Raw genomic sequence first — 21,638 nt, 5'->3', positions numbered from 1 at the left:
GCCGATGAACCGTACCGCCCGTTCCTCCGTTCTCCTCGAAGTGATCGCCACGACCGTCGGCGACGCGAAGGCCGCCGCCCGCGCGGGCGCCGACCGCCTCGAACTCGTGACCGCGATCACCGAAGGCGGCCTGACGCCGAGCGTCGGGCTGATCGAGGCCGTCGTGGCCGCGGTGCCGATTCCCGTCAACGTGATCGTGCGCCCGCACAGCCGGTCGTTCGTCTATGACGCCGACGACCTGCGCGTGATCGAACGCGACGTGCGCGCGGCCGTCGCGGCCGGCGCGAACGGTGTCGTGTTCGGTGCGCTCGATGCGCGCGGCGACGTCGATCTCGACGCGCTCGCCCGCATCGCTGCCGCCGCTAACGGGCGCGACCTGACGTTCCATCGCGCGTTCGACGTGTCGCGCGACCTGAACGCCGCCTTCGACGCGCTGCTGCGCGTGCCGGCGGTCACGTCGGTGCTGACGTCGGGCGGCCATCCGTCGGTGCTCGACGCGGTCGCGACGATCACGCGGATGGTCCGGCAGGCGGCCGGCTCGACCTGCACGGTGCTGGCCGGCTCGGGGCTCACGGTCGATGCGGTCGGCGATTTCGTCCGCGCGACCGGCGTGCGCGCGGTGCATTTCGGCTCGGGCGTGCGGGTGCGCGGCGAGGTGCTGGCGCCCGTCGACGCCCAGCAGGTCGAGCGCGTGCGCGCGGCGCTCGACGGCGCGGCGGCGCACGTGTGACGCGCATGTTTCGCGACGCGCAGGGCGACCGGCGCGGACGATCGGGTGAAAAAAAGCCGGGGCATGCCCCGGCTTTTTCGTTGGTACGCGGTGCTGCCGCTTACGCGTTCGCCTGCATCGCGTCCGCGTCGCTCGCGCGGATGCCGAGGCGCTCGAACAGCGCGCGATCCTTCTGCGACTGCGGGTTGCTCGTCGTCAGCAGCTGGTCGCCGTAGAACATCGAGTTCGTGCCGGCGAGGAAACACATCGCCTGCAGCCCGTCGTCGAGCTGCTCGCGGCCGGCCGACAGGCGCACGACGGCCTTCGGCATCGTGATGCGCGCAACCGCGATCGTGCGCACGAACTCGAACGGGTCGAGCGGTGCGGTGCCTTCGAGCGGCGTGCCTTCGATCGCGACGAGGTTGTTGATCGGCACCGAATCCGGATACGGGTTCAGGTTCGCGAGCTGCGAGATCAGGCCCGCGCGTTCGCGGCGCGATTCGCCCATCCCGATGATGCCGCCGCAGCACACGTTGATGCCTGCATCGCGCACGCGGTCGAGCGTGTCGAGGCGATCCTGGTAGGTGCGCGTCGAGATCACCTGGCCGTAGAACTCCGGCGACGTGTCGAGGTTGTGGTTGTAGTAGTCGAGGCCCGCGTTCGCGAGTTCCTGCGCCTGCTCGTCTTCCAGCATGCCGAGCGTCATGCAGGTTTCGAGGCCGAGTTCCTTCACGCCACGCACCATCTCGGTCAGCGCCGGCATGTGGCGCTCCTTCGGGTTGCGCCACGCGGCGCCCATGCAGAAACGGCTCGCACCGTTCGCCTTCGCCGCGCGCGCGGCGTCGAGTACCGCGTCGACGTCCATCAGCTTCTCGGCCTTCAGGCCCGTGTCGTGGTGCGACGATTGCGAGCAGTAGCCGCAATCTTCCTCGCAGCCGCCTGTCTTGATCGACAGCAGCGTCGACAGCTGCACCGCGTTCGCGTCGAAGTGTTCGCGATGCACCTGCTGCGCGCGGAAGATCAGGTCGTTGAACGGCAGCTCGAACAGCGCGACGACGTCGGCGACGCGCCAGCGCTGCGAGGCCGGAGCGGCCACGGGAATCGCGTCGGGTTGCACGGTGGCGGTCTGGGCTTGGGTCATATCGTTTTCCTGTCCTGGACGGGGATGAGGGATCGGGGGATCTGTTTCTGTTGGGTCAATGCTGCGCGGCGCGCAGCGTCTCGACGAGCGCGGCGATGTCGAGCATCGCCGCGGCGGATTCGGGGGCGGCCGGGCTCATGTGCGGAATGCGGCCGAGCAGCGGCGCGCCGTGCTCGCGGGCGAGCCAGTCGCGCATCGTCGCGACGTTCTCGTCGGCGTACGACATCGCCGGGTCGACGTGGTTCGCGACCCAGCCGGCGAGCGTGAGGCCGCGCTGGCGAATCGCGTCGGCGGTGAGCAGCGCATGGCTGATGCAGCCGAGCCGCACGCCGACGACGAGCACCACCGGCAGGCCGAGCGCGACCGCGAGATCGGCAGTGTCCTGCGTGTCGGTGAGCGGCACGCGGAAGCCGCCGACGCCCTCGACGACGACGACGTCCGCGCGCGTCAGCGCTTCGCGATGGCACGCGACGATCGTGTCGATGTCGAGCGTCACGCCTTCCTGCGCGGCGACGATGTGTGGCGCGGCGGGCGCCTTCAGCAGGAACGGCGTGCGCAGTTCGGGCGGCAGCACGACGTTCGCGGCCGCGTCGAGCTGGTCGGCGTCCTCGTTGCGCCACACGCCGTCGCGTTCATACGCGCCCGCCGCGACGGGCTTCAGCGCGGCCGCGCGCAGGCCATGCCGCGCGAAGCCGTGCAGCATCGCAGCCGAGACGAAGGTCTTGCCGATTTCGGTGTCGGTGCCGGTGACGAACAGCGAGAGCGGGGCGGTCATGCCGCAGTCTCCCGCCGGGCCGCCCCAAGGGAGGCGGCAGCCCCCTCGGGGGGCAGCGAACGCAGTGAGCGTGGGGGCTGTTCTGCATCCCGCCGGGTCTGCCCCTCGCTGGCTTCGATCAACGCTGCTTCGAGCCGTGCGAGATCGTCGAACGAATGCGCGGCCGACAGCGAGATGCGCAGCCGCGACGTGCCGGCCGGCACCGTCGGCGGCCGGATCGCGGGCACCCACAGGCCGTGTGCGTCGAGCGCGCGCATCGCCGCGAGCGTCGCGTCGTTGCTGCCGATCACGAGCGGCTGCACGGCCGTGTGCGAATCGACCGGCTGCCAGCGCGTCATGCGCAGTAGCGCGCGCGTGCGTTCGATCAGCGCGGCGAGGTGCGCGCGTCGCGCGTCGCCTTCGTCGCCGGCGATCACCTTCAGGCTCGCCGATACCGCATGCGCGACGGCCGGCGGCGCGGCCGTCGTGAAGATGTAGCTGCGCGCGCGCTGGATCATCCATTCGATCACGGTCTCGTGCGCGATCACGAATGCGCCCGCGACGCCGGCGGCCTTGCCGAGCGTGCCGACGTAGATCAGGTTCGGCGAGCGCAGCGCGGCGGCCGCGAGCGCGCCGCGGCCCTGGGGTCCCAGCACGCCGAAGCCGTGCGCGTCGTCGACGACGAGCCATGCGCCGTGCCGTTCGGCCAGCGCGACGAGTTCGGCGAGCGGCGCGATGTCGCCATCCATGCTGAACACGGTGTCGCTGACGATCAGTTTCGTTTCGGCGTCGGACGCGTCGAGCAGCGCGGCGAGCGCGGCCATGTCCGCATGCGGATAGACCTGCACGTTCGCACGCGACAGCCGGATCCCGTCGATCAGCGACGCGTGGTTCAGCGCATCGGAGAAGATCGTCGCGTGTTTGCCGGTGAGCGCCGTCATCGCGGCGAGGTTCGCCATGTAGCCGGTGCTGAAGTACAGCGCGCGCGGCGCGTCGGAGAAGCCGCCCGCGAAGGCCGCGAGTTCGTCCTCGAGCGTTGCATGCGCACGCGAATGGCCGCCGAGCAGGTGGGAGCCGCCGCTGCCGGAGCCATAGCGCTGCGCGCCTTCGGCGAACGCGGCGACGAGCGCCGGATGCGCGGCGAGGCCGAGATAGTCGTTACTCGCGAAGCCGACGATGTCGCGGCCGTCGACGCGCATGTGCGCGTCGCACGCGGTGTCGGCGGTACGGCGCACGCGGCGCAACCCTTGCGCGTCGAGCTCGGCGAGGCCGCGTTGCAGCGTATCGAGCAGGTTCGTCGCGGCATCTTGCGGGGCCGCCCCACGTGAGGCAGTCGCCCCCTCGGCGGGCAGCGAGCGAAGTGAGCGGGTGGCTGTTTGTGTCATTGCATGATCTCCGCGAGCGTTGCATCCAGCGTGTCGCGCGTGCGCTGCGCGAGCCACGCGATGTCGTCGTCGCTCATCACGTACGGCGGCATCAGGTACACGGTCGTGCCGATCGGACGCAGCAGCAGTTCGCGTTCGAGCGCGCGCTCGAAGAAGCGCCGCGAGAAGCCGCGTGCCGCGTCGCCGTCGAGCGCGACGTCGAATGCGAACAGCGTGCCGCGCTCGCGCAGGTGACGCACCTGCGGATGCGCGTCGAGCGGCGCGAGCGCGGCGCGCATCGCGGCCGATTTGCGCACGTTGGCGGCGAGCACGTCGTCGCGCGCGAACAGGTCGAGCGTCGCGACCGCCGCGCGGCACGCGAGCGGGTTGCCGGTGTATGAATGCGAATGCAGGAAGCCGCGCGTCGTGTCGTTGTCGTAGAACGCCGCGAACACGTCGTCGCGCGTGAGCACGAGCGACAGCGGCAGGTAGCCGCCGCTGATGCCCTTCGACAGGCACAGGAAATCGGGCCAGACGCCGGCCTGCTCGCACGCGAAGAAGGTGCCGGTGCGGCCGCAGCCGACCGCGATCTCGTCGGCGATCAGGTGCACGCCGAACTCGTCGCACAGCGCGCGCAGCCCGCGCACGTACGACGGATCGTGCATCGCCATGCCGGCCGCGCATTGCACGAGCGGCTCGACGATCAGCGCGGCGATCCGGTCCGCGCGTTCGGCGAACAGGCGCCGCACGTCGTCGAGCGCGCGGCCCGCGACGTCGGCGGCCGTTTCGCCCGGCTGCGCGCCGCGTGCGTCGGGCGACGCGACCACGTGCGCGTTGCGGATCAGCGGATCGTACGCATCCTTGAACAGCGCCACGTCGGTCACGCCGAGCGCGCCGATGGTCTCGCCGTGATAGCTGTTCGCGACGCACACGAACTCGCGCTTGTCCGCGCGGCCGCGGTTGCGCCACGCGTGGAAGCTCATCTTCAGCGCGATCTCGACCGCCGACGCGCCGTCCGACGCGAAGAACGCATGGCCGAGCGTGCGCGCGGTGAGCACGTGCAGCCGCTCGGCGAGCTCGATCGCCGGCTCGTGCGTGCAGCCGGCGAGCATTGCGTGCTCGAGCGTGTCGAGCTGGTCCTTCAGCGCCGCGTTGATGTCCGGGTTCGCATGGCCGAACAGGTTCACCCACCACGAGCTGATCGCATCGAAGTAGCGGCGGCCGTCGCGGTCGTACAGCCATACGCCCGCGCCGCGCGCGACGGGAATGAGCGGCAGGCGCTCGTGGTGCTTCATCTGGGTGCAGGGATGCCAGACCGCGCGCAGGCTGCGCGCGACCCAGTCGTCAGTGGCTGGCGTACTCAAGGCGACTCCGGGGGGTAAAACGGCGGCGGGCATCGAACGGGATGCCGCGCGGCGACAGACGGAAAACGCGCTGAGATTAGCGTGTTCCGCCGTGCGTTGCACTACCGGTTACAAACGCCGCAAAGCCTTGCCGGGCGGGAGTTCGGCGCAGATCCGGGGTGCTCGGAACGGTACGCGCCAGATATCCCGAAATGAGCGCAGATGACGACGTTCGAGTGAGACCCCCTGACAGAAAAAATCGTGGGGCGGACCGGCGCGTGAAGCCGAAAAATCGGGGCGGGAATGAAAAAGGGGCGCGAGACGTGACACAACGCATGCGGCGGGCGAATGGGTGCGGAGTCGGACGCAGGGGATCGGGAACGGCGCCGGGAAACGGCTTCACGGATATCGAGGGCGCGCGCGCTTCGGCGGCTCATATGATCCGGCGACCGGGCGCGAACGCCGCTGCGGGCCGTGCGAGCGTTCAGTACAGGGAGCAGGGAGAGGAGCAAAGGAGACGATGCCGGAAAGCACCGGAGCCCCCGGGCCGTCGCGATATGCAAACGCCGCTGCGGGCCGTGCGAGCGTTCAGTACAGGGAGAGGAGCGAGAAGGGGACGATGCCGAAAGCACCGGATCCCGGGCGTCGCGATATGCGAACGCCGCCGCGGGCCGCGCGAGCGTTCAGTACAGGGAGCAGGGCGAGAAGCGAAGGAGACGATGCCGAAAGCGCCGGATCGCCGGCCGTCGCGATTCGCGCGTCAGCGCGAAGCCAGCGCGTGCGTATCGGCGTCGCCGTTATCGGCCGTCTGCGTCGCGCTCGCATTCCACACGACGCGGTCGTTCACCGCATACAACCGGCACGCGCCCGCCCCCTGCTTCGTGCAGTTGTCGAGCGCGAGCGCCATCGGGTCGTCGCCGCCTTCGGCCCACGACCACGCGCCTTCGGCGGACACCGCGAACGCGCGGCTCGGATGCTGGCTCAGGAAGCGGCGATAGCCTTCGCGGCCAGCCGCGTCGAGGAACGGCACCGCCTCGACCGCATCGATCGACGCGTAGCCGGTCGCATTCGGTTCGTGCGGGTTCGCGACCGCATAGCGCACCGAGGTCGGCAGGCTCAGGTCCGCGAGGAACGCATGCACGGCCGGCCACCACACGGGCACGCCGTCGCGGTCGACGATCAGCCGGTGCGCGTCGTCCTTGTAGCGGCCGAAATCGATGAACTGCGCCTGCGTGCCGTGCGACACGTACGCGTCGTGCATCTGCGCGACGAGCGCGGGCGTCCACACCGAATCGTTGTCGCCGTACAGCCACAGCGAGCGCACGGCCGTATGCGCGCCGTACTGGTCGAATGCTTCGACGAGATTGCGCTGCCAGCCGTCGCAGAGATCCTGGCGCAGCCCGCCGGAGAAGTTGATGATGCCGCGCACGCCCGGCGCCGCTTCCGTGCCGTACGCGACCGAAGCGAGGCCGCCATGCGACGTGCCGGCGACGACGATGCGCGACGCATCGACGTACGACTGACGCGACATGTAGCGGACCGTCGCGGCGACGTCGGCGGCCTGCGCGAGGCCGTTCTTGCGGACGTTGCAGCCTTCCTGCTGGTACGTGCCGCCCGACCCGGCGAAGCCTTGCCGGTTCGGCGCGATCACCGCATAGCCGCGGCGCACGAACTCACGGGCGAACGCGAGCGGCCGGCTGCGCGGCTGCAGATGCAGATCGCCGGTGTTCTTGCCGTGGTTGAAGACGACGAGCGGGAACGGGCCGGGGCCGTCCGGCTTGAACAGCGTGGCCTCGAGCATCACGGTGCCCGACGCATCGGCCGGGATGCTGATGACTTGTTCGTTGAGGTTCGCGGCGACCTGCGGGAGGCGCGAATCGCCATAATCGAAGCGCTCGGCATGGGCGAGCGAGCCGGCGGCCGCGGCCGCGCCGGTATTTGCGTTCGGCAGCGCACCGGCCTGAGCGGCCGACAGCGCACAGGCCGCCATCCATCCCACCAATACTTTGCTGAACGCCATTCGTAAGCCCTGCCATGCAACATGACCGATCCGAAGGGCCATCGTAGCCCGACAAATTCAGGTTGTGCAATGCGGGAATTACCCGGCGTCTGACACGGCAACTATTTGTCAGCGTTCACTTACTTCGCCGTCGACATAGCGCCAGAAACCGTGCTCGTCGCGGGTAAAGCGACTGGTCTCGTGGATCCGGTACGCGCGCCCGCCGACCTTGTAGCGGGCCACGAACTCGACCTCCGCGTGCCGTTCGTCGAGCAGCGCGTGGCGTTTGACCGCGAGGCCGAGCCAGCGCGGCGCGTCGGGCGCGTTCGGGTCGGCATCGAGATCGGCCGGGCAGGTGCGCGCGTCCCAGGTCGCGCGCAGGTAGTCGGTCGCGCCGAGCACGTACGCGCTGTACCGTGAGCGCATCAACTCGAGCGCGGTGGGTGCGGCTTCGCCGCCGTCGATGAAGCGTCCGCAGCACGCCGCATAGCGCGGCGCCGGGGCTTTGCCGGCGGGAGTGGGGGACGCGCCGCCGCACGGGCACGCGTCAGGTCGGTTCAAATTCATGCGAATCGTGAATTAACGACGCCGGGTTGTCATGCCGGCTCACCAGCTGAGCTCGACGCCGTCGTACTGGAAGAAACGGCCGTTGGCTCGGGACACGTCCGCGCCGGCTTCGGCGATCACGCGGCGCATGCCGGTCACGCTGGTTTCCGGATCGATCGCGGCCTGCGCGCCGCCCATGTCGGTGCGCACCCAGCCGGGATGGAGCGAGATGCACGCGGCGTGGCGCGTCTGCAGCGACGCGATGCGCAGCACGTCGTTCAGCGCGGCCTTGCTCGCGCGGTACAGCCAGCCGGTCGTGCCGGTCGCTTCCGCGATGCTGCCCATCCGGCTCGACACGACGGCCAGCACGCCGCGCGCGTCCTCGACGAGCGGCAGCAGAATCGGCAGCAGCTGCATCGGCCCCCGCACGTTCGTATGCATCACCGCGTCGAAATCCTCGGCGCCGATCGTCTCGACGCCTTCGGTGCGCGGCCCGTACACGCCCGACACGAGCACGGCCGCATCCAGCCGTTCGCCGTCGAGCTTCCAGCCGAGCGCCGCGATCTGTTCGGGTTGCGCGATGTCGAGCGCATAGGCTTGCGCGCCGAGTTCGCGCAGCGCGGCGAGCGATGCGTCGTCGCGGGCGGTCGCGATCACGTTCCAGCCGTCGCGGCGGTATTGCCGGACGAATTCGCGCCCCAAGCCGCGCGATGCGCCGACGATCAGTACGGTTTTCATGTTCGCCGCTCCTTTGCGTTGCACCGCCGTCGCGGCAGTGTCGGTGTCAGATCAGTTCGCTACCCGTCGCGACCAGGCTCGTGCGCATCTTCAGCCGGAGGACGCGCGGCGCGTGCGCGCCGCGCCGGCGCCGGTTACTTCGCGTCGCCGCACGCCGGCTTGAGCGTATCGGCGACCGCCTGCGCGACGTCGTCGAGCTGCGCGGCGTCCGCCGCGACCATGTCGTTGTCGGGTGCATGCTGGCCACGCGCGGTGAGCGCCGCGACGCAGCGCCGGTAGGTTGCGTCGAGCGCGTCGAAGTTCGACACGGCCATCCCGAGGTTGCGCATCCGCCCGTCGTGTACGCCGTACACGAGCCCGTGCACGGTGAGCGACTGGCCGCGCGCCCACGCGTCGTTGACGATCGTCGTGCGGCACACGTTGACGACCTGCTCGATCGAGTTCAGCTCGATCAGGCGGCGATAGCGCGCCTCGCCGACCGGCCATTCGTCGAGCAGCGCCGCGTGGCGTTCGCGCACGTCCTGCACGTGGTGCAGCCAGTTGTCGGCGAGGCCGACGCGGCGGTTGTGCAGCGCTGCGTTCACGCCCGAGCAGCCGTAGTGGCCGACGACCATGATGTGCTTCACGCGCAGGATGTCGACCGCGAACTGAATCACCGACAAGCAGTTCAGGTCGCTGTGCACCACGACGTTCGCGATGTTGCGATGCACAAAAACTTCGCCCGGCGGCAGGCCGATGATCTGGTTCGCGGGCACGCGCGAATCCGAGCAGCCGATCCACAGATATTCCGGCGCCTGCTGGTCGGCGAGACGCGCGAAGAAATCGGGATCGTCGGCCAGCTGGCGCTTGACCCAGGCGTCGTTGTTGTCGAACAGGTGTGAAAGCGGATTGTCTTGAGTATTCATCGGGTGTGGATTCCGTTGGCGGAAAGCGGGTCGATAACGGTTCGATTCGATTGGATCCGGGCGTGCGATTCGGCCTGCGTCATGCAGCGCGCTGCGCATTGCCCGCGCTGTCGCCGTCGCCGGCGTCCGGCGTCGCGTCGAAGCGATCGGGGTAGCGCACGCTGAAACGCAGCGACACGTCGTACGGGTAAAAATCGGGCAGCTCGCCCTGCAGCAGCTTGTCCTTGCTGGCCTGCCACAGCGAGGCTTCGAAAAAGTCCGCGTGATGCTTCATGAAGACGGCCCGCACGCGCGGGTCGCCGAGCAGGAACGGTCCGTAGGTTTCCGGAAAGATGTCGTGCGGGCCCACGGTATACCACGGTTCGCCGGACAGTTCGTCTTCCTCGTTGCGCGGCGGCGGCACGCGCCGCACGTTGCAGTCGGTCAGGTATTCGATCTCGTCGTAGTCGTAGAACACGACGCGGCCGTGGCGCGTGACGCCGAAATTCTTGTACAGCATGTCGCCGGGGAAGATGTTGGCCTTCATCAACTCCTTCACCGCGTTGCCGTACTCCTTCACGCCGTGCTCGATCTCGGCGTCGGTGCCGTTCTGCAGGTACAGGTTGAGCGGGATCATCCGGCGCTCGATGTACAGGTGCTTGATCACGAGGTTGCCGTCCTCGTATTCGAGCAGCGACGGCACCTCCTTCTCCAGCTCGCGCACGAGCGCATGGTCGAGCCGCGAGATCGGCAGCGCGACGCTCGAATACTCGAGCGTGTCGGCCATCCGTCCGAGACGGTCGTGGCGCTTCACGAGCTGGTACTTCTCCATGATCTGCTCGCGCGTCGTTTCCTTCGGCGGCGGGAAGTGATCCTTGATGATCTTGAACACGTACGGGAACGACGGCAGCGTGAACACGAGCATCACGAGGCCCTTGATCCCGGGCGCGATGATGAAGCGGTCGCTCGAATGCGACAGATGGTGCAGCAGGTCGCGGTAGAACAGGTTCTTGCCCTGCTTCTGCAGGCCGACCGACGTGTAGATCTCGGCCTTCGGCTTGCCCGGCATGATCGTGCAGAGAAACTCCACGTACGCGGACGGCACGCCCATGTCGACGAGGAAATACGAGTGCGAGAAGCTGAAGATGATCTGCAGCAGGTCGCGGCGCAGCAGCACGGTGTCGAGCGCGAGCAGGCCCGGGCGCACGTGGCGGATCGGCACCGCGAACGGCAGCACGCGATCGCCGTTGATGATGCGGCCGACGATGTACGCGCTCTTGTTGCGGAAGAACAGCGACGACAGCACGTGGATCTGGAAATTCGGCGCGGCGTCGAACTCGCCGAATTCGTCGGTGATCGCCTGCCGCACGCAACCGATGTCGCGCGTGAGATCCTCGAACGGCGGCTCGAGCTGGAAGTTCGTGACGATGCGCTCGAGCGTCGCCGCGAGCCCGTCGGTGCCCGGGTAGTACGCGCGATAGGTCGGCTTCGCGGCCGGCTCGTCGTTCTCGAGGTATTCGGTCGAGATCGCGGGCCGCACGAAGATGAAATCGTTGCTGAAATACGAGCGGTGCAGGATCTTGCAGCACACCGAATTGAAGAACGTTTCCGCGCACTCGGGCTGGCGGTGCGACGTGAGCAGGCCGATGTAGTGCAACTTGATCTGCTGCCACACTTCGTCGTCGATGTTCTCCGCGTCGTATTCGTCCTGCAGCACCTCGACGCATTCCTGCACACGATCGTCGTACGACGTGATCCGCTCGCGCGCCAGCCGCTGCAGCCCGTGCCAGTCGGCGCGCTCGTATAGCGTCTTCGCGTCGACCGCGGCTTCCCGGAAGATCCGGTAGTGACGGTCGAAGTTTTCGAGCATCGTCTGGGCGACGTCGAAACCGATCTGCGACGACAGCAGCTTGGGGAAGTGATTCATTGCGTGCAGGCTCGTTCGAGAGGGACTGTAAGCACCCGCCATTTTAGCGCCCAAGTCGGCATTTCAACGGGTTTCAGGGTCCGGCGCCAAGTGGCGTCAATGCGCGGGTTGGGCGCGGTTGCATGCCGTTCGGTGCATCTTCGCGTAAAGATACGGGTACGGAACGGATTCTGACACGAACTTTTTTGCGCGGCCGACGCCCGCCGGGCACGCGTTTCACGCGACGGCGATAGAATCGACGCGATGCCCGCCGCGGCCTGCCGCCCGCGCGCTCATGCAATCGCATTGCCCCCGCATACGTACCCCGCATTTGCAGCTGCATCTGCAACGACAACGACGAGACACCCGACCGATGAACGCACTGGAACACCAACTCGACTATCCCTTCGCCGACACGCTGCCCGCCGCGGGCGACACGTTCGAGGTCGCGCCCGGCGTGCGCTGGCTGCGCATGCCGCTGCCGTTTTCGCTCGATCACATCAATCTCTGGCTGCTGCGCGACGAGATCGACGGGCAGGCCGGCTGGACGATCGTCGACTGCGGGATCTCGTCGGAGGCGATCCGGACGCACTGGGAACAGATCTTCGATCGGCATCTCGACGGGCTGCCGGTGCTGCGCGTGCTCGTCACGCACTGCCATCCCGATCACTTCGGCCTCGCGAACTGGCTGTGCGAAGGCGGTGACCAAGGCCGCTGGAACGTGCGGCTGTGGATGACGCTCGGCGAATACATGTTCGGCTGCCTGATGGCGGCCGGCAACGGCTCGAACGCCGGCGGCGCGGCCGCGGCCGATCACTTCGCGCGCCACGGCCTGACCGATCCGGCCGCGCTCGAGAAACTCCGCAGCCGCCGCAGCTACTACTCGGATCTCGTGCCGGCCGTGCCGCCGCGCTACCGCCGCCTGCGCGAAGGCGACGCAGTGAAGATCGGCGCGCGCACGTGGCGCGTCGTCACCGGCTACGGCCATTCGCCTGAACATTGCGCGCTGCACAGCGAAACGGACGGCGTACTGATCTCCGGCGACATGGTGCTGCCGCGCATCTCGACCAACGTGTCGGTGTTCGATCTCGAACCGGAAGCGAACCCGCTCGCGCTGTATCTGGAATCGCTCGGCCGCTACGAAACGATGGCGCCCGACACGCTCGTGCTGCCGTCGCACGGCAAGCCGTTTCGCGGCGTGCGCACGCGCATCGCGCAACTGCGCGCGCACCACGACGCGCGGCTCGACGAAGTGCGCACGGCTTGCGCGGAGCAGCCGATGAGCGCCGCCGACATCGTGCCGATCATGTTCCGCCGCCGCGAACTCGACATCCACCAGATGACGTTCGCGCTCGGCGAGGCGCTCGCCCACCTGAACCTGCTGTGGCTTGCGGGCGAGCTCGTGCGCGAGCACGGCGACGACGGCGTGATTCGCTACGCGCGGGCCTGATCGCCCCGGCCGCTCGATGCGCGACGCTACGTCGCCGTCGTTTTCGCTTCAAGCGCCATGCGCCCCGCAAATCGGATCACGCGTCGGCCTGCGAAGCTCGACGCATGATCCAACCGACGAGGGAGGGCGCATGGAAATGAATATCGATCCGCGTGCGGTCGGCAAAGTGAAATCCGCCGCCCTGACCGACCCTGGCGTGCGCGAATCGAAGCGCCTTTTCAGGCAGCGGCGCGCCGATTCCAATCCGCACGTCACGCGCAAAGGCGAGCGATCGTGAGCACCAATCACGCGACGGGTTCGTAACGCCACCCGTCGCGCTGCCATTGCATCGTGTGCGTCGGTTCGAGCGCCGCAAGAAACGCGGCGTCGTGCGACGCGACCACGATCGCGCCGGGGAAGCCGGCCAGCGCGGCTTCGATCGCGCGCACCGATTCGAGATCGAGGTGATTGGTCGGCTCGTCGAGCAGCAGCAACTGCGCCGGCGTGCCGCGCCACAACGCGCACGCGAGCGCGGCCTTCAGCCGTTCGCCGCCGCTCAGGCGGTGCACCGGCTGCGTCGCGCGTGCGGCATCGAGCTGCAGCAGCGCGAGCCGGCTGCGCAGGTCGCCTTCGGCGAGCGGCGTATCGAGCAGTCCCAACTGCTCGACGATCGAGCGCTCGGGATCGAGCAGCGCGAGCCGCTGGTCGAGATACGCGGCGCTCACATGCGTCGTGCACGCACCGGAGCGCGGCGCGAGTTCGCCGGCGAGCATGCGCAGCAGCGTCGATTTTCCGCAGCCGTTCGGGCCTGTCAGCGCGATGCGCACCGGGCCGCTGGCCGACCACGTGATCGCGTCCGCGCGCCCGGCGGCATCCCACGGCAATTGCGCATGCTCGAGCGTGAACAGCTGGCGGCGCGCGCTGACCTCGGTGCCCGGCAACGACACGAGCACCGGCGCGTCGGCTTCGACGCGGGCGGCCGCCTCCTGCAGGCGCTCGTCGAGCGTCGCCTTGAAGTCGTTCTGATGACGCCGGACCTGCCCCATGATGTTGCGCGCCGCGCCCTTGCGACGCTGACGTGCCATCGACGACAGGTTGGCCGTCTTCGCGTCGCGCAGCGCGCCGGCGGCGTGGCGCTGGATCGTGTCGTGTTCCTGTTCGAGCCGGCGTCTCACCCGCCCGCGCTCCGCGTGCGCATGCTCGAGCGCGGCCTGCGCGGCATCCTGTTCCGCGTCGCGCTGGGCGCGGTACAGCGCGTAATTGCCGCCATACGCGCGCACGCCGTGCGGCGTCAGTTCGACGATGCGCTGCACGTGCGCGAGCAACGCGCGGTCATGGCTGACGATGACGACGCCGCCGCGCCACCCGTCGAGCGCCGCGCGCAGCCACGCGCGGCCCGCCGCATCGAGATGGTTGGTCGGTTCGTCGAGCACCAGCAGCCCGGCCTCGGACAGCAATGCGCCGATCAGCGCGACGCGCGCCAGCTGGCCGCCGCTCAGCGCGTGCGCCGGCGTGTCGGCGCGCACGTCGTGCAGCCCGGCCGCGTCGAGCGCCGCGCGCAGCCGCTCGGCCAGGTCCCAGCGATCGCCGATCAGGTCGAAGTCGAGCGCGTGCGCGCGGCCGTCCGCGAGGCGCGCCAGGGCCGCGAGCGGCGCATCGAGCGCGGCGATTTCGGCTACGGTGCGCGTGCCGGCCGGCGCGTCGTCGTGCTGCTGCGCGACGTACACGACGGGCGTATGCCGGTCGATCGTGCCCGCGCTGGGCGTGCGCCGGCCCGCGATCAGTTGCGCGAGCAGGCTCTTGCCGACGCCGTTGCGGCCGACGATGCCCGTCGGCGTGCGGTCGATGGAAAGGTCGAGCGAATCGAACAGCGTGACGCCGTCGTCGAAGCGGAAGGAAACGTGATGAAGCGCGACGAGCGCGCCGATGGGCGTGGCAGCAGCCATAAGCACCTCCGAAAATGCGTGAAACCCGTCGCGCGGCGTGCGTGGCACGGCGGCGAAAACATTTTTGGGAAGGCTTAGTTGTTCACTTTGGCTGGCGTCCGGTATGAGGAATGAGCCGCAGTGTAGCAAGCGCGCCGCGCGGGCCGCAAGCGACGGGCCGGGATGCCGTCGCTTGCGCGCCACGCGCGGTTACTGCACGGAGACGGTCGTGAAGTTCTGGCGGCCGAACGGACTGACGTGATAGCCGCTCACGTTCGGGCGCGTGAGCGCGGCCGCGGTCGGGTAGCCGAGCGGAATCCACAGCGCCTGGTCGTGGATCACCTTCTGCGCCGATTCGTACAGCTTCGCGCGCTTGGCCTGGTCGGCGGTCGATTTGCCGTCGGCGATCAGCTTGTCGAGCTGCGCGTCGCAGAAGCGCGCGAAGTTGATGCCCGACTTAACCGCGTTGCAGCTGAACAGCGGCGACAGGTAATTGTCCGGATCGCCGTTGTCGCCGGCCCAGCCCATGAACAGCATGTCATGCTGGCCGAGCTTCGCCTGCTTGATGAGTTCGCCCCATTCGATCACCTTCACCTCGGCCTTCACGCCGATCTTCGCGAGGTCGGCCTGCAGCAGTTCCGCGCCGGCCTTCGGGTTCGGGTTCAGCACGCTGCCCGTCGGGCGGGTCCAGATCGTCGTCGAGAAGCCGTTCGGGAAACCGGCCGACGCGAGCAGCTGCTTCGCCTTCGCGGGATCGTACGCATACGGCGCGATGTCCTTCGCGTAGCTCCACGTGTTCGGCGGATACGGGTTGTTCGCGGCGGTCGCCGTGTTGTCGAACACGACCTTCAGGTAGGTCGTGCGATCGAACGCGAGGTTCAGCGCCTCGCGCACCTTCTCGTTGTCGAGCGGCTTCTTCTGCGTGTTCAGCGCGACGAACGCGGTCATGAACGCGGGCGTCTGCACGACCTTCAGCGCGCTTTCGCCCTTCGCGGCGAGCACGTCCTGCGGCTTCGGCGACAGCGCGATCTGGCATTCGCCGGCCTTCACCTTCTGCATGCGCACGGACGCGTCGGGCGTGATCGCGTAGATCAGCCGGTCGACCTTCGGCTTCACGCCCCAGTAGGTCGGGTTCACGTCGTAGCGGATCAGCGCGTCCTTCGTGTAGCTCTTCAGCACGAACGGGCCGGTGCCGACCGGCTTCGCGTTCAGGTCGGCCTGCTTGCCGGCCTTCAGCAGCTGGTCCGCATATTCGGCCGAGTAGATCGACGCGAAGCCCATCGTCAGGATCGACACGAACGTCGCGTTCGGCTCGTTCAGCACGAACTTCACCGTGTTGTCGTCGACCTTCGTGACCGACTTCACGAGCTTCACGAGGCCCATCGACTGCGCGTGCGGAAAGCCGCTCGCGCCGGCCACCTTGTGCCACGGGTTCGCATCGTCGAGCATCCGCGAGAACGTGAACACGACGTCGTCCGCGTTCAGCGGGCGGCCCGGCTTGAAGTAGTCGGTGGTCTGGAACGCGACGTTCGGGCGCAGGTGGAACGTGTACGTGAGGCCGTCGGCGCTGGCTTCCCATTTGTCGGCGAGCGCCGGCACGACCTTCTTCGCGGCTTCGTCGTACGACACGAGCGTGTTGAAGATCACGTCGGCCGATGCGTTGGTGGTGACGAGCGAGTTGTACTGCACGACGTCGAATCCGTCCGGGCTCGATTCCGTGCAGACGGTGAGCGGCTTGGCGACGGCGAGGCCGGGAGCGGCGAGGGCGGCGGCGAGCGTGGCCGCGGCGAACAGCTTGGCGTGCATAGGTTCTCCCACGTGACTTGTGATTTTTGCCGGATGTCGGAATGCATGCGGAATGCAGGCGCGGCCCAATGGTGGACGGGGCGGCGCGGCTGGCGAATAGCATACCGGCAAAGCGCGCGGCGCGTGAAAAAAGGCGTCGGAACGCGGCGAATTGAGCGAACAACGGCTGCGTTCGCGACGGAATGCGTGTTGGGGCGGCGGTGAGGGAGGGGGGAAGGCGCAGCACCGGTCCGGCACGCACGGCGTGCCGGAGGCGCGATGCACTCAGTGCGCGCCGGCCTTCGGCTTGCGCGGCGCCTTCTCGAACAGGCGGTCGTAGAGCCAGCGCGGCAACACGTGCAGCACCTTCGCGACGACGCCCATCTGCCACGGAATCACGCGAAACGCGTGCTGCCGCGCGATCGCCTGCGCGGCGCGGGCCGCGAAGCGATCGGCGTCCATCAGGAACGGCATCCGGTACGGGTTGTGCGCGGTCATCGGCGTGCGGATATAGCCGGGCGCGATCGTCACGACGCCGACACCGGCCGGGCGCAGCTCGACGCGCAGCGCCTCGAGATACTTGATCGCGGCCGACTTCGACGCGCTGTACGCGCCGGAGCCCGGCAGGCCGCGCACGCCGGCGACGCTCGCGACACCGACCAGCGTGCCGTGGCGCGCGGCCGTCATCGGGCCGACGAACGGCTCGAACGTCGCGACCATCCCGTAGTAGTTGATGTCCATCACGTCGCGGAACGTGGCGAGGTCGCCCTGGCCCGTGACGGCGCCCTGGCTGATGCCCGCGTTCGCGATCACGACGTCGGGGCAGCCGTGCGCGGCGATGAACGACGCGGCGGCCGTCGCGAGCGCATCGGCGTCGCGCACGTCGGCGCTATAGACGGAGACGGACAGCTTGGGGAAGCGCCGCGCGAACGCATCGAGGGCATCGGTGCGGCGCGCGACGAGGGCGAGCGTGGCGCCCTGGCGGGCGTATTCCTCGGCCATCGCGAGGCCGAGGCCGCTCGACGCGCCGGTGATGAAGACCTTCAGCGGAGTAGTCATGCCGGCGCGCGGGCGGGGATCAGAGCTTCTTGTCCTGAACCTGCTTCACGAGGTAGTCGAGCGTTTGAGCGGTGCCCGGGATGCTGTTCGTGTAAGCCGGGCCCGTCTTGTACTTGCCCTGGACGACGACCGTCGGCACGCCGTCGATCGCGTAGCTCTTCAGCAGCTCGGCCGACTGCTTCACCTGGCCCTGCACGCTGAACGAGTTGTACGCGTCCATGAACTGCTTCTTGTCGACGCCCTGCGTCGCCAGGAAGTCGGCCTGCGCCTGCGGCGTCAGCAGGTAGTTCTTCTGCTTGTGGATCGCGTTGAAGATCGCCGGCGTGACCTTCTCCGAGATGCCGAGCGCGGACACCGCGTAGAACAGCTTCGAGTGCGGGATGAAATCGTCGCGGAACGCGACCGGCACGCGCTTGAAGTCGATGTTGTTGCCCTGCTTCTTCACCCAGGCCTCGATCGTCGGCTCGAATTCGTAGCAGTGCGGGCAGCCGTACCAGAAGAATTCGATGACCTCGACCTTGCCGGCCGGCGCGGACACCGGCTGCGGCGACTTCATCACCTCGAAGTCCTTGCCGGACACAGGCGCGGCGGGCGACGCCTGGGCGAAGCCGGCGACGGCCAGGCCCAGGGACAGAAGGAGCGTGCTAAGTAGTTTTTTCATGTTGTAAGCGTCGAATCAGTTGCTTGGATGACGAAACGTAACGGGTTCTGCGTGGGCGCGGCCGGTTGCTTACTGCTTCGTGAAGCGGATCACCGCCGTGTCGACACCTGCATCGGACAGCCGCTGACGGGCCGAGTTCATATCCTCGAACTTCGAGAACGGGCCGACGCGCACGCGGAAATAGGTCACGCCGCTGACATCGCGCTTCGACACCTTCGACTCGAAGCCCTGGAAGCCGAGGCGCGCGCGCTGCTGCTCGGCGTCGCCTTCCGTCTTGTACGCGCCGACCTGCAGGAAGTAGCCGGTGTTCGCGTCGTTCGCGGTCGGCGGCTTCGCTGCCGCGGCGGACGTGGCGGATGTCGCGGACGGCGCCGGCTTCGGCGTGTTCGCGGCCAGTTGCTGTTGCTGCTGTTTCTGCGCGGCCGCCTGCTGCGCCTGCTTCTGCGCGGCGAAGCGCGCGAGATCGTCCTCGCCGCCTTGCTGCTGTTGCTGCGCCTGCTGCGTCTTCTTCGGCGGCGTGTTGTCGGCCGGCTTCGGCGCGACGGCGACGCCGTTGCCCGACGTCGCATTGTTCGAGGCCGTGGTGTTGGAGCCGTTCGCGTTACCCGAGGGCGGCACCTCGACGATCTGCGGTTCGGGCAGCAGGCCGCCCTGGGTCTGGTTCGCGGCCTGGCCGGGCGCGGTGTTGGGCGGCGCGGGCTGCGCGGCCTGCGGCACCGGCTGGCCGGGCGTCTTGCCCTGCAGCGCGCGGTTCGGGTCGAACTGCTGCGGCTGGCTCGCGCCGGTGTCGGTCGGCGGCGGTGCGACCTTCGACACGAATGGCGACGGCGAACGCGTGATGTAGAGCGCCACCACCACCGCGATCGCGAGGCCGACGATCAGGCCCAGCACGATTCCAAGAAATGTCCCTCCGGCTTGTTTCGATTGCTTCGAAGTTCGGCGTGGTTGTGCCATTGCTTGAGTCACCTGCAAAAAGAATCGTGAAAAGGCCGGGGCAGGCGCTCCTGCCGCGGCCATTCGCTGCCCCGTTCGGGCCGCTTACATCTTGGCGGGCGCGGACACGCCGAGCACCGCCAGACCATTCTCGAGCACCTGCCGGGTCGCGGCGAGGAGCGCGGCGCGCGCGTTGCGCGGCGCTTCGTCGTCCACCAGCACGCGCTCCGCATTGTAGAACGAGTGGAATTCACCAGCGAGATCGCGCAGGTAGAACGCGACCGCATGCGGCGCGAGTTCCTTCGCCGCGTGCGTGAGCATGTCCGGATACTCGGCGAGCTTCTGCATCAGCGACACGGCCTGCGGGCTCGTGAGCTGCGCCAGGTCGGCGCCCGGCAGCTGCGCCACGTCGACGTTGTAGCGCGACTTCAGTTCGTTGAGCACCGAGCAGATGCGCGCATGCGCGTACTGGACGTAGTAGACCGGATTCTCGTCGTTCTGTTTCAGCGCGAGGTCGATGTCGAACACGAATTCGGTGTCGGCCTTGCGGGAGATCAGGAAGAAACGGACCGCGTCGCGGCCGCGCGTGATGGTCGCCTCGTCGATCAGGTCGGGCGCCGCTTCCTGGCCCGGTGCCGCGCCGCCCGACCATTCGATCAGGTCGCGCACCGTCACGTAGCTGCCCGCGCGCTTCGACAGCTTCACTTCCTGGCCGTCGCGCATCACGGTGACCATCTTGTGCAGCACGTAGTCGGGATAGCCCTTCGGGATGCCGACGTGCAGACCCTGCAGACCAGCGCGCACGCGCGCGATCGTGCCGTGGTGGTCCGAGCCCTGGATGTTGATCACCTGCGTGAAGCCGCGCTCCCATTTCGTCACGTGGTACGCGACGTCCGGCACGAAGTACGTGTACGTGCCGTCCGACTTGCGCATCACGCGATCCTTGTCGTCGCCTTCGTCGGTCGTGCGCAGCCACAGCGCGCCGTCCTGCTCGTAGGTCATGCCGGCCTTGACCAGCGCGTCGACCGTCTTCTCGACCCGGCCTTCGCTGTACAGCGACGACTCGAGGTAGTACTGATCGAACTTCACGCCGAACGCCTGCAGATCCATGTCCTGCTCGTGGCGCAGGTACGCGACCGCGAACTTGCGGATCGCGTCGAGATCGTCGATGTCGCCCGCGCCCGTGACCGGCTCGCCATCCTTCGCGGCGACCGTCTCGCGGTTCAGGTAGTCGCGTGCGATGTCGGCGATGTATTCGCCGTTGTACGCGGCTTCGGGCCAGCCCGCGTCGCCCGGCTTCAGGCCGCGCGCGCGCGCCTGCGTCGAGATCGCCAGGTTGCCGATCTGCACGCCGGCATCGTTGTAGTAGAACTCGCGGTGCACCGCGTAGCCCTGGCTCGCGATCACGTTCGCGAGCACGTCGCCGAGGGCCGCCTGGCGGCCGTGGCCGACGTGCAGCGGGCCGGTCGGGTTGGCCGACACGAATTCGAGCAGCACCTGCTTGCCCTTTTCGCGGTCCGACGTGCCGAACGCGCGGCCCTGCTCGAACACGGCGGCGATCACCGCCTGTTTCGCGGCGGCCGTCAGGCGCAGGTTGATGAAGCCGGGGCCGGCGATCTCGGCCGCATCGACGAGCCCTTGCGCGGCCGGCTGGGCCGTGAGGGCGGCGACGATCTTCTCGGCGAGCTGGCGCGGGTTCGTGCCGAGCGGCTTGGCGAGCTGCATCGCGACGTTGCACGCGACGTCGCCGTGCGCGGCGACCTTCGGGCGCTCCAGCGTGATGGCCGGGGCGACGAACGCTGCGTCGGCGCCTTTCAGCGCGTGTGCGACCTGCTTGACGCTATCCGCGAGCAGGGCTTCGAGGGTCTGTTTGTGTGCTGGCAGCATGCTGGTAGAAGGCTTCGTTGGTGGCTGCCGGAAACACCGGCCGGCCGGCGCGCTTTTTAAGCGCGCGTTTCAGGGATCGCAGAATTTTAACAGGTGCTAATATGCCGCTCAGGCGCCCCGGCTTCGTGAGGCCGCACGCCGGTCTGCCGGCGTCCCACCAACCGCGCCGGGCAGGCACAACAAGATGAAAAGGGAATTGTCATGATTACGTTCAAGAGCAAGGCGGCACAGGATCTCGACGTGCTGAAGGATTTCGCCGTGTATGTGCTGGGTCTCGTCGGCAAGCAGCTGGGCGAGCGCGGTGTGATTACGCACGACGAACTGGACCACGCAATCGCCAAGCTGGAAGGCGCGGTTGCGCAGGCGAAGCAGGAGCGCGCCGAGCACGCGGGCCACTTCCACGAGGACGACGACGACCACGCGCACCACGAAGTGCCGCCGAGCCTCGCACAGCGCGTTGCACCCTTCCTTACGATGCTGCGCGAAGCGAAGGCCGGCCAGGCCGACGTGCACTGGGGCTTCTGAGCTTCCTTGCCCGCCCGATCGAAAGATCGTTGGCAACGCAAAAAAAGCCC

General features: G+C 68.3%; 19 protein-coding genes. 4 read left to right on the top strand and 15 right to left on the bottom strand.

All coding sequences use genetic code 11. From position 1 onward, the window contains the following. The first annotated feature begins 4 nt into the window (after positions 1-4). Positions 5-730 (top strand): copper homeostasis protein CutC, encoded by a 726-nt coding sequence (locus ACP26O_RS15080; RefSeq protein WP_175665661.1) that lies wholly within the window; start codon positions 5-7, stop codon positions 728-730. Positions 731-830: 100 nt separating this feature from the next. Here ACP26O_RS15080 and bioB read toward each other — a convergent pair whose 3' ends face one another. From bioB to aceK, 9 genes are all read right to left on the bottom strand, one after another. Further along, positions 831-1,850, bottom strand: coding sequence for a biotin synthase BioB (bioB, locus tag ACP26O_RS15075; protein WP_426356251.1), 1,020 nt, complete (start codon positions 1,848-1,850; stop codon positions 831-833). A gap of 55 nt (positions 1,851-1,905) precedes the next feature. Further along, the gene (gene bioD, locus ACP26O_RS15070; protein ID WP_175665660.1) at positions 1,906-2,625 is read right to left on the bottom strand and encodes a dethiobiotin synthase; all 720 of its coding nucleotides are present in this window, start codon (positions 2,623-2,625) and stop codon (positions 1,906-1,908) included. Beyond that, positions 2,622-3,989: an 8-amino-7-oxononanoate synthase gene (gene bioF / locus ACP26O_RS15065; RefSeq protein ID WP_244099034.1), complete on the bottom strand. Its 1,368-nt coding sequence runs from the start codon at positions 3,987-3,989 to the stop codon at positions 2,622-2,624. Before bioF ends, bioD begins: the two co-directional genes overlap by 4 nt. Next, positions 3,986-5,332, bottom strand: coding sequence for an adenosylmethionine--8-amino-7-oxononanoate transaminase (bioA, locus tag ACP26O_RS15060; RefSeq protein ID WP_175665659.1), 1,347 nt, complete (start codon positions 5,330-5,332; stop codon positions 3,986-3,988). Before bioA ends, bioF begins: the two co-directional genes overlap by 4 nt. Positions 5,333-6,071: 739 nt before the next feature. Next, a complete protein-coding gene (locus ACP26O_RS15055; protein WP_175665658.1) occupies positions 6,072-7,331 on the bottom strand; it encodes a dienelactone hydrolase family protein in 1,260 nt (419 codons plus the stop codon). 108 nt (positions 7,332-7,439) lie between these two features. Continuing rightward, positions 7,440-7,877 carry a YchJ family protein gene (locus tag ACP26O_RS15050; RefSeq protein WP_175665657.1) on the bottom strand — a complete coding sequence of 146 codons (438 nt, stop codon included), beginning with the start codon at positions 7,875-7,877 and terminating at the stop codon, positions 7,440-7,442. 39 nt (positions 7,878-7,916) lie between these two features. After that, positions 7,917-8,594 (bottom strand): SDR family oxidoreductase, encoded by a 678-nt coding sequence (locus ACP26O_RS15045; protein ID WP_011658064.1) that lies wholly within the window; start codon positions 8,592-8,594, stop codon positions 7,917-7,919. 134 nt (positions 8,595-8,728) lie between these two features. Continuing rightward, positions 8,729-9,499 carry a carbonate dehydratase gene (can, locus tag ACP26O_RS15040; protein ID WP_175665656.1) on the bottom strand — a complete coding sequence of 257 codons (771 nt, stop codon included), beginning with the start codon at positions 9,497-9,499 and terminating at the stop codon, positions 8,729-8,731. 79 nt (positions 9,500-9,578) lie between these two features. After that, on the bottom strand, positions 9,579-11,405 hold the full coding sequence (gene aceK, locus ACP26O_RS15035) for a bifunctional isocitrate dehydrogenase kinase/phosphatase (protein WP_175665655.1): 1,827 nt from the start codon (positions 11,403-11,405) through the stop codon (positions 9,579-9,581). A gap of 352 nt (positions 11,406-11,757) precedes the next feature. Here aceK and ACP26O_RS15030 point away from each other — a divergent pair, with 352 nt between their 5' ends. Beyond that, the gene (locus tag ACP26O_RS15030) at positions 11,758-12,834 is read left to right on the top strand and encodes an MBL fold metallo-hydrolase (protein WP_175665654.1); all 1,077 of its coding nucleotides are present in this window, start codon (positions 11,758-11,760) and stop codon (positions 12,832-12,834) included. Positions 12,835-12,964: 130 nt separating this feature from the next. Next, positions 12,965-13,111, top strand: coding sequence for a hypothetical protein (locus ACP26O_RS15025; protein ID WP_175665653.1), 147 nt, complete (start codon positions 12,965-12,967; stop codon positions 13,109-13,111). 7 nt (positions 13,112-13,118) lie between these two features. Here the strand turns inward: ACP26O_RS15025 and ACP26O_RS15020 are convergent, their stop codons facing one another. The 6 genes from ACP26O_RS15020 to argS form a co-directional block, all read right to left on the bottom strand. Then, positions 13,119-14,759, bottom strand: coding sequence for an ABC-F family ATP-binding cassette domain-containing protein (locus tag ACP26O_RS15020; RefSeq protein ID WP_175665652.1), 1,641 nt, complete (start codon positions 14,757-14,759; stop codon positions 13,119-13,121). A gap of 189 nt (positions 14,760-14,948) precedes the next feature. Then, positions 14,949-16,544: an ABC transporter substrate-binding protein gene (locus ACP26O_RS15015; RefSeq protein ID WP_175665651.1), complete on the bottom strand. Its 1,596-nt coding sequence runs from the start codon at positions 16,542-16,544 to the stop codon at positions 14,949-14,951. 264 nt (positions 16,545-16,808) lie between these two features. Next, positions 16,809-17,582, bottom strand: a complete 774-nt coding sequence (locus ACP26O_RS15010; RefSeq protein ID WP_006750886.1) for an SDR family oxidoreductase — start codon at positions 17,580-17,582, stop codon at positions 16,809-16,811. 19 nt (positions 17,583-17,601) lie between these two features. Further along, positions 17,602-18,243 (bottom strand): thiol:disulfide interchange protein DsbA/DsbL, encoded by a 642-nt coding sequence (locus tag ACP26O_RS15005; RefSeq protein WP_175665650.1) that lies wholly within the window; start codon positions 18,241-18,243, stop codon positions 17,602-17,604. A 69-nt stretch (positions 18,244-18,312) separates the two neighbouring features. After that, complete coding sequence (locus tag ACP26O_RS15000; protein WP_175665649.1) at positions 18,313-19,197, bottom strand: SPOR domain-containing protein; 885 nt, start codon at positions 19,195-19,197, stop codon at positions 18,313-18,315. Positions 19,198-19,281: 84 nt separating this feature from the next. After that, the gene (argS, locus tag ACP26O_RS14995; protein ID WP_175665648.1) at positions 19,282-21,063 is read right to left on the bottom strand and encodes an arginine--tRNA ligase; all 1,782 of its coding nucleotides are present in this window, start codon (positions 21,061-21,063) and stop codon (positions 19,282-19,284) included. Between the two features lie 201 nt (positions 21,064-21,264). Here argS and ACP26O_RS14990 point away from each other — a divergent pair, with 201 nt between their 5' ends. Next, positions 21,265-21,588: a DUF1840 domain-containing protein gene (locus ACP26O_RS14990; protein WP_012364816.1), complete on the top strand. Its 324-nt coding sequence runs from the start codon at positions 21,265-21,267 to the stop codon at positions 21,586-21,588. The last annotated feature ends 50 nt before the right edge of the window (positions 21,589-21,638 follow it).

This window comes from Burkholderia sp. R-40 (assembly GCF_049942845.1).
Classification (GTDB): Bacteria; Pseudomonadota; Gammaproteobacteria; order Burkholderiales; family Burkholderiaceae; genus Burkholderia; species Burkholderia ambifaria.
The sequence above is the reverse complement of the archived record's forward strand: the minus strand, read 5'-3'. Positions and strand labels throughout refer to the sequence as shown.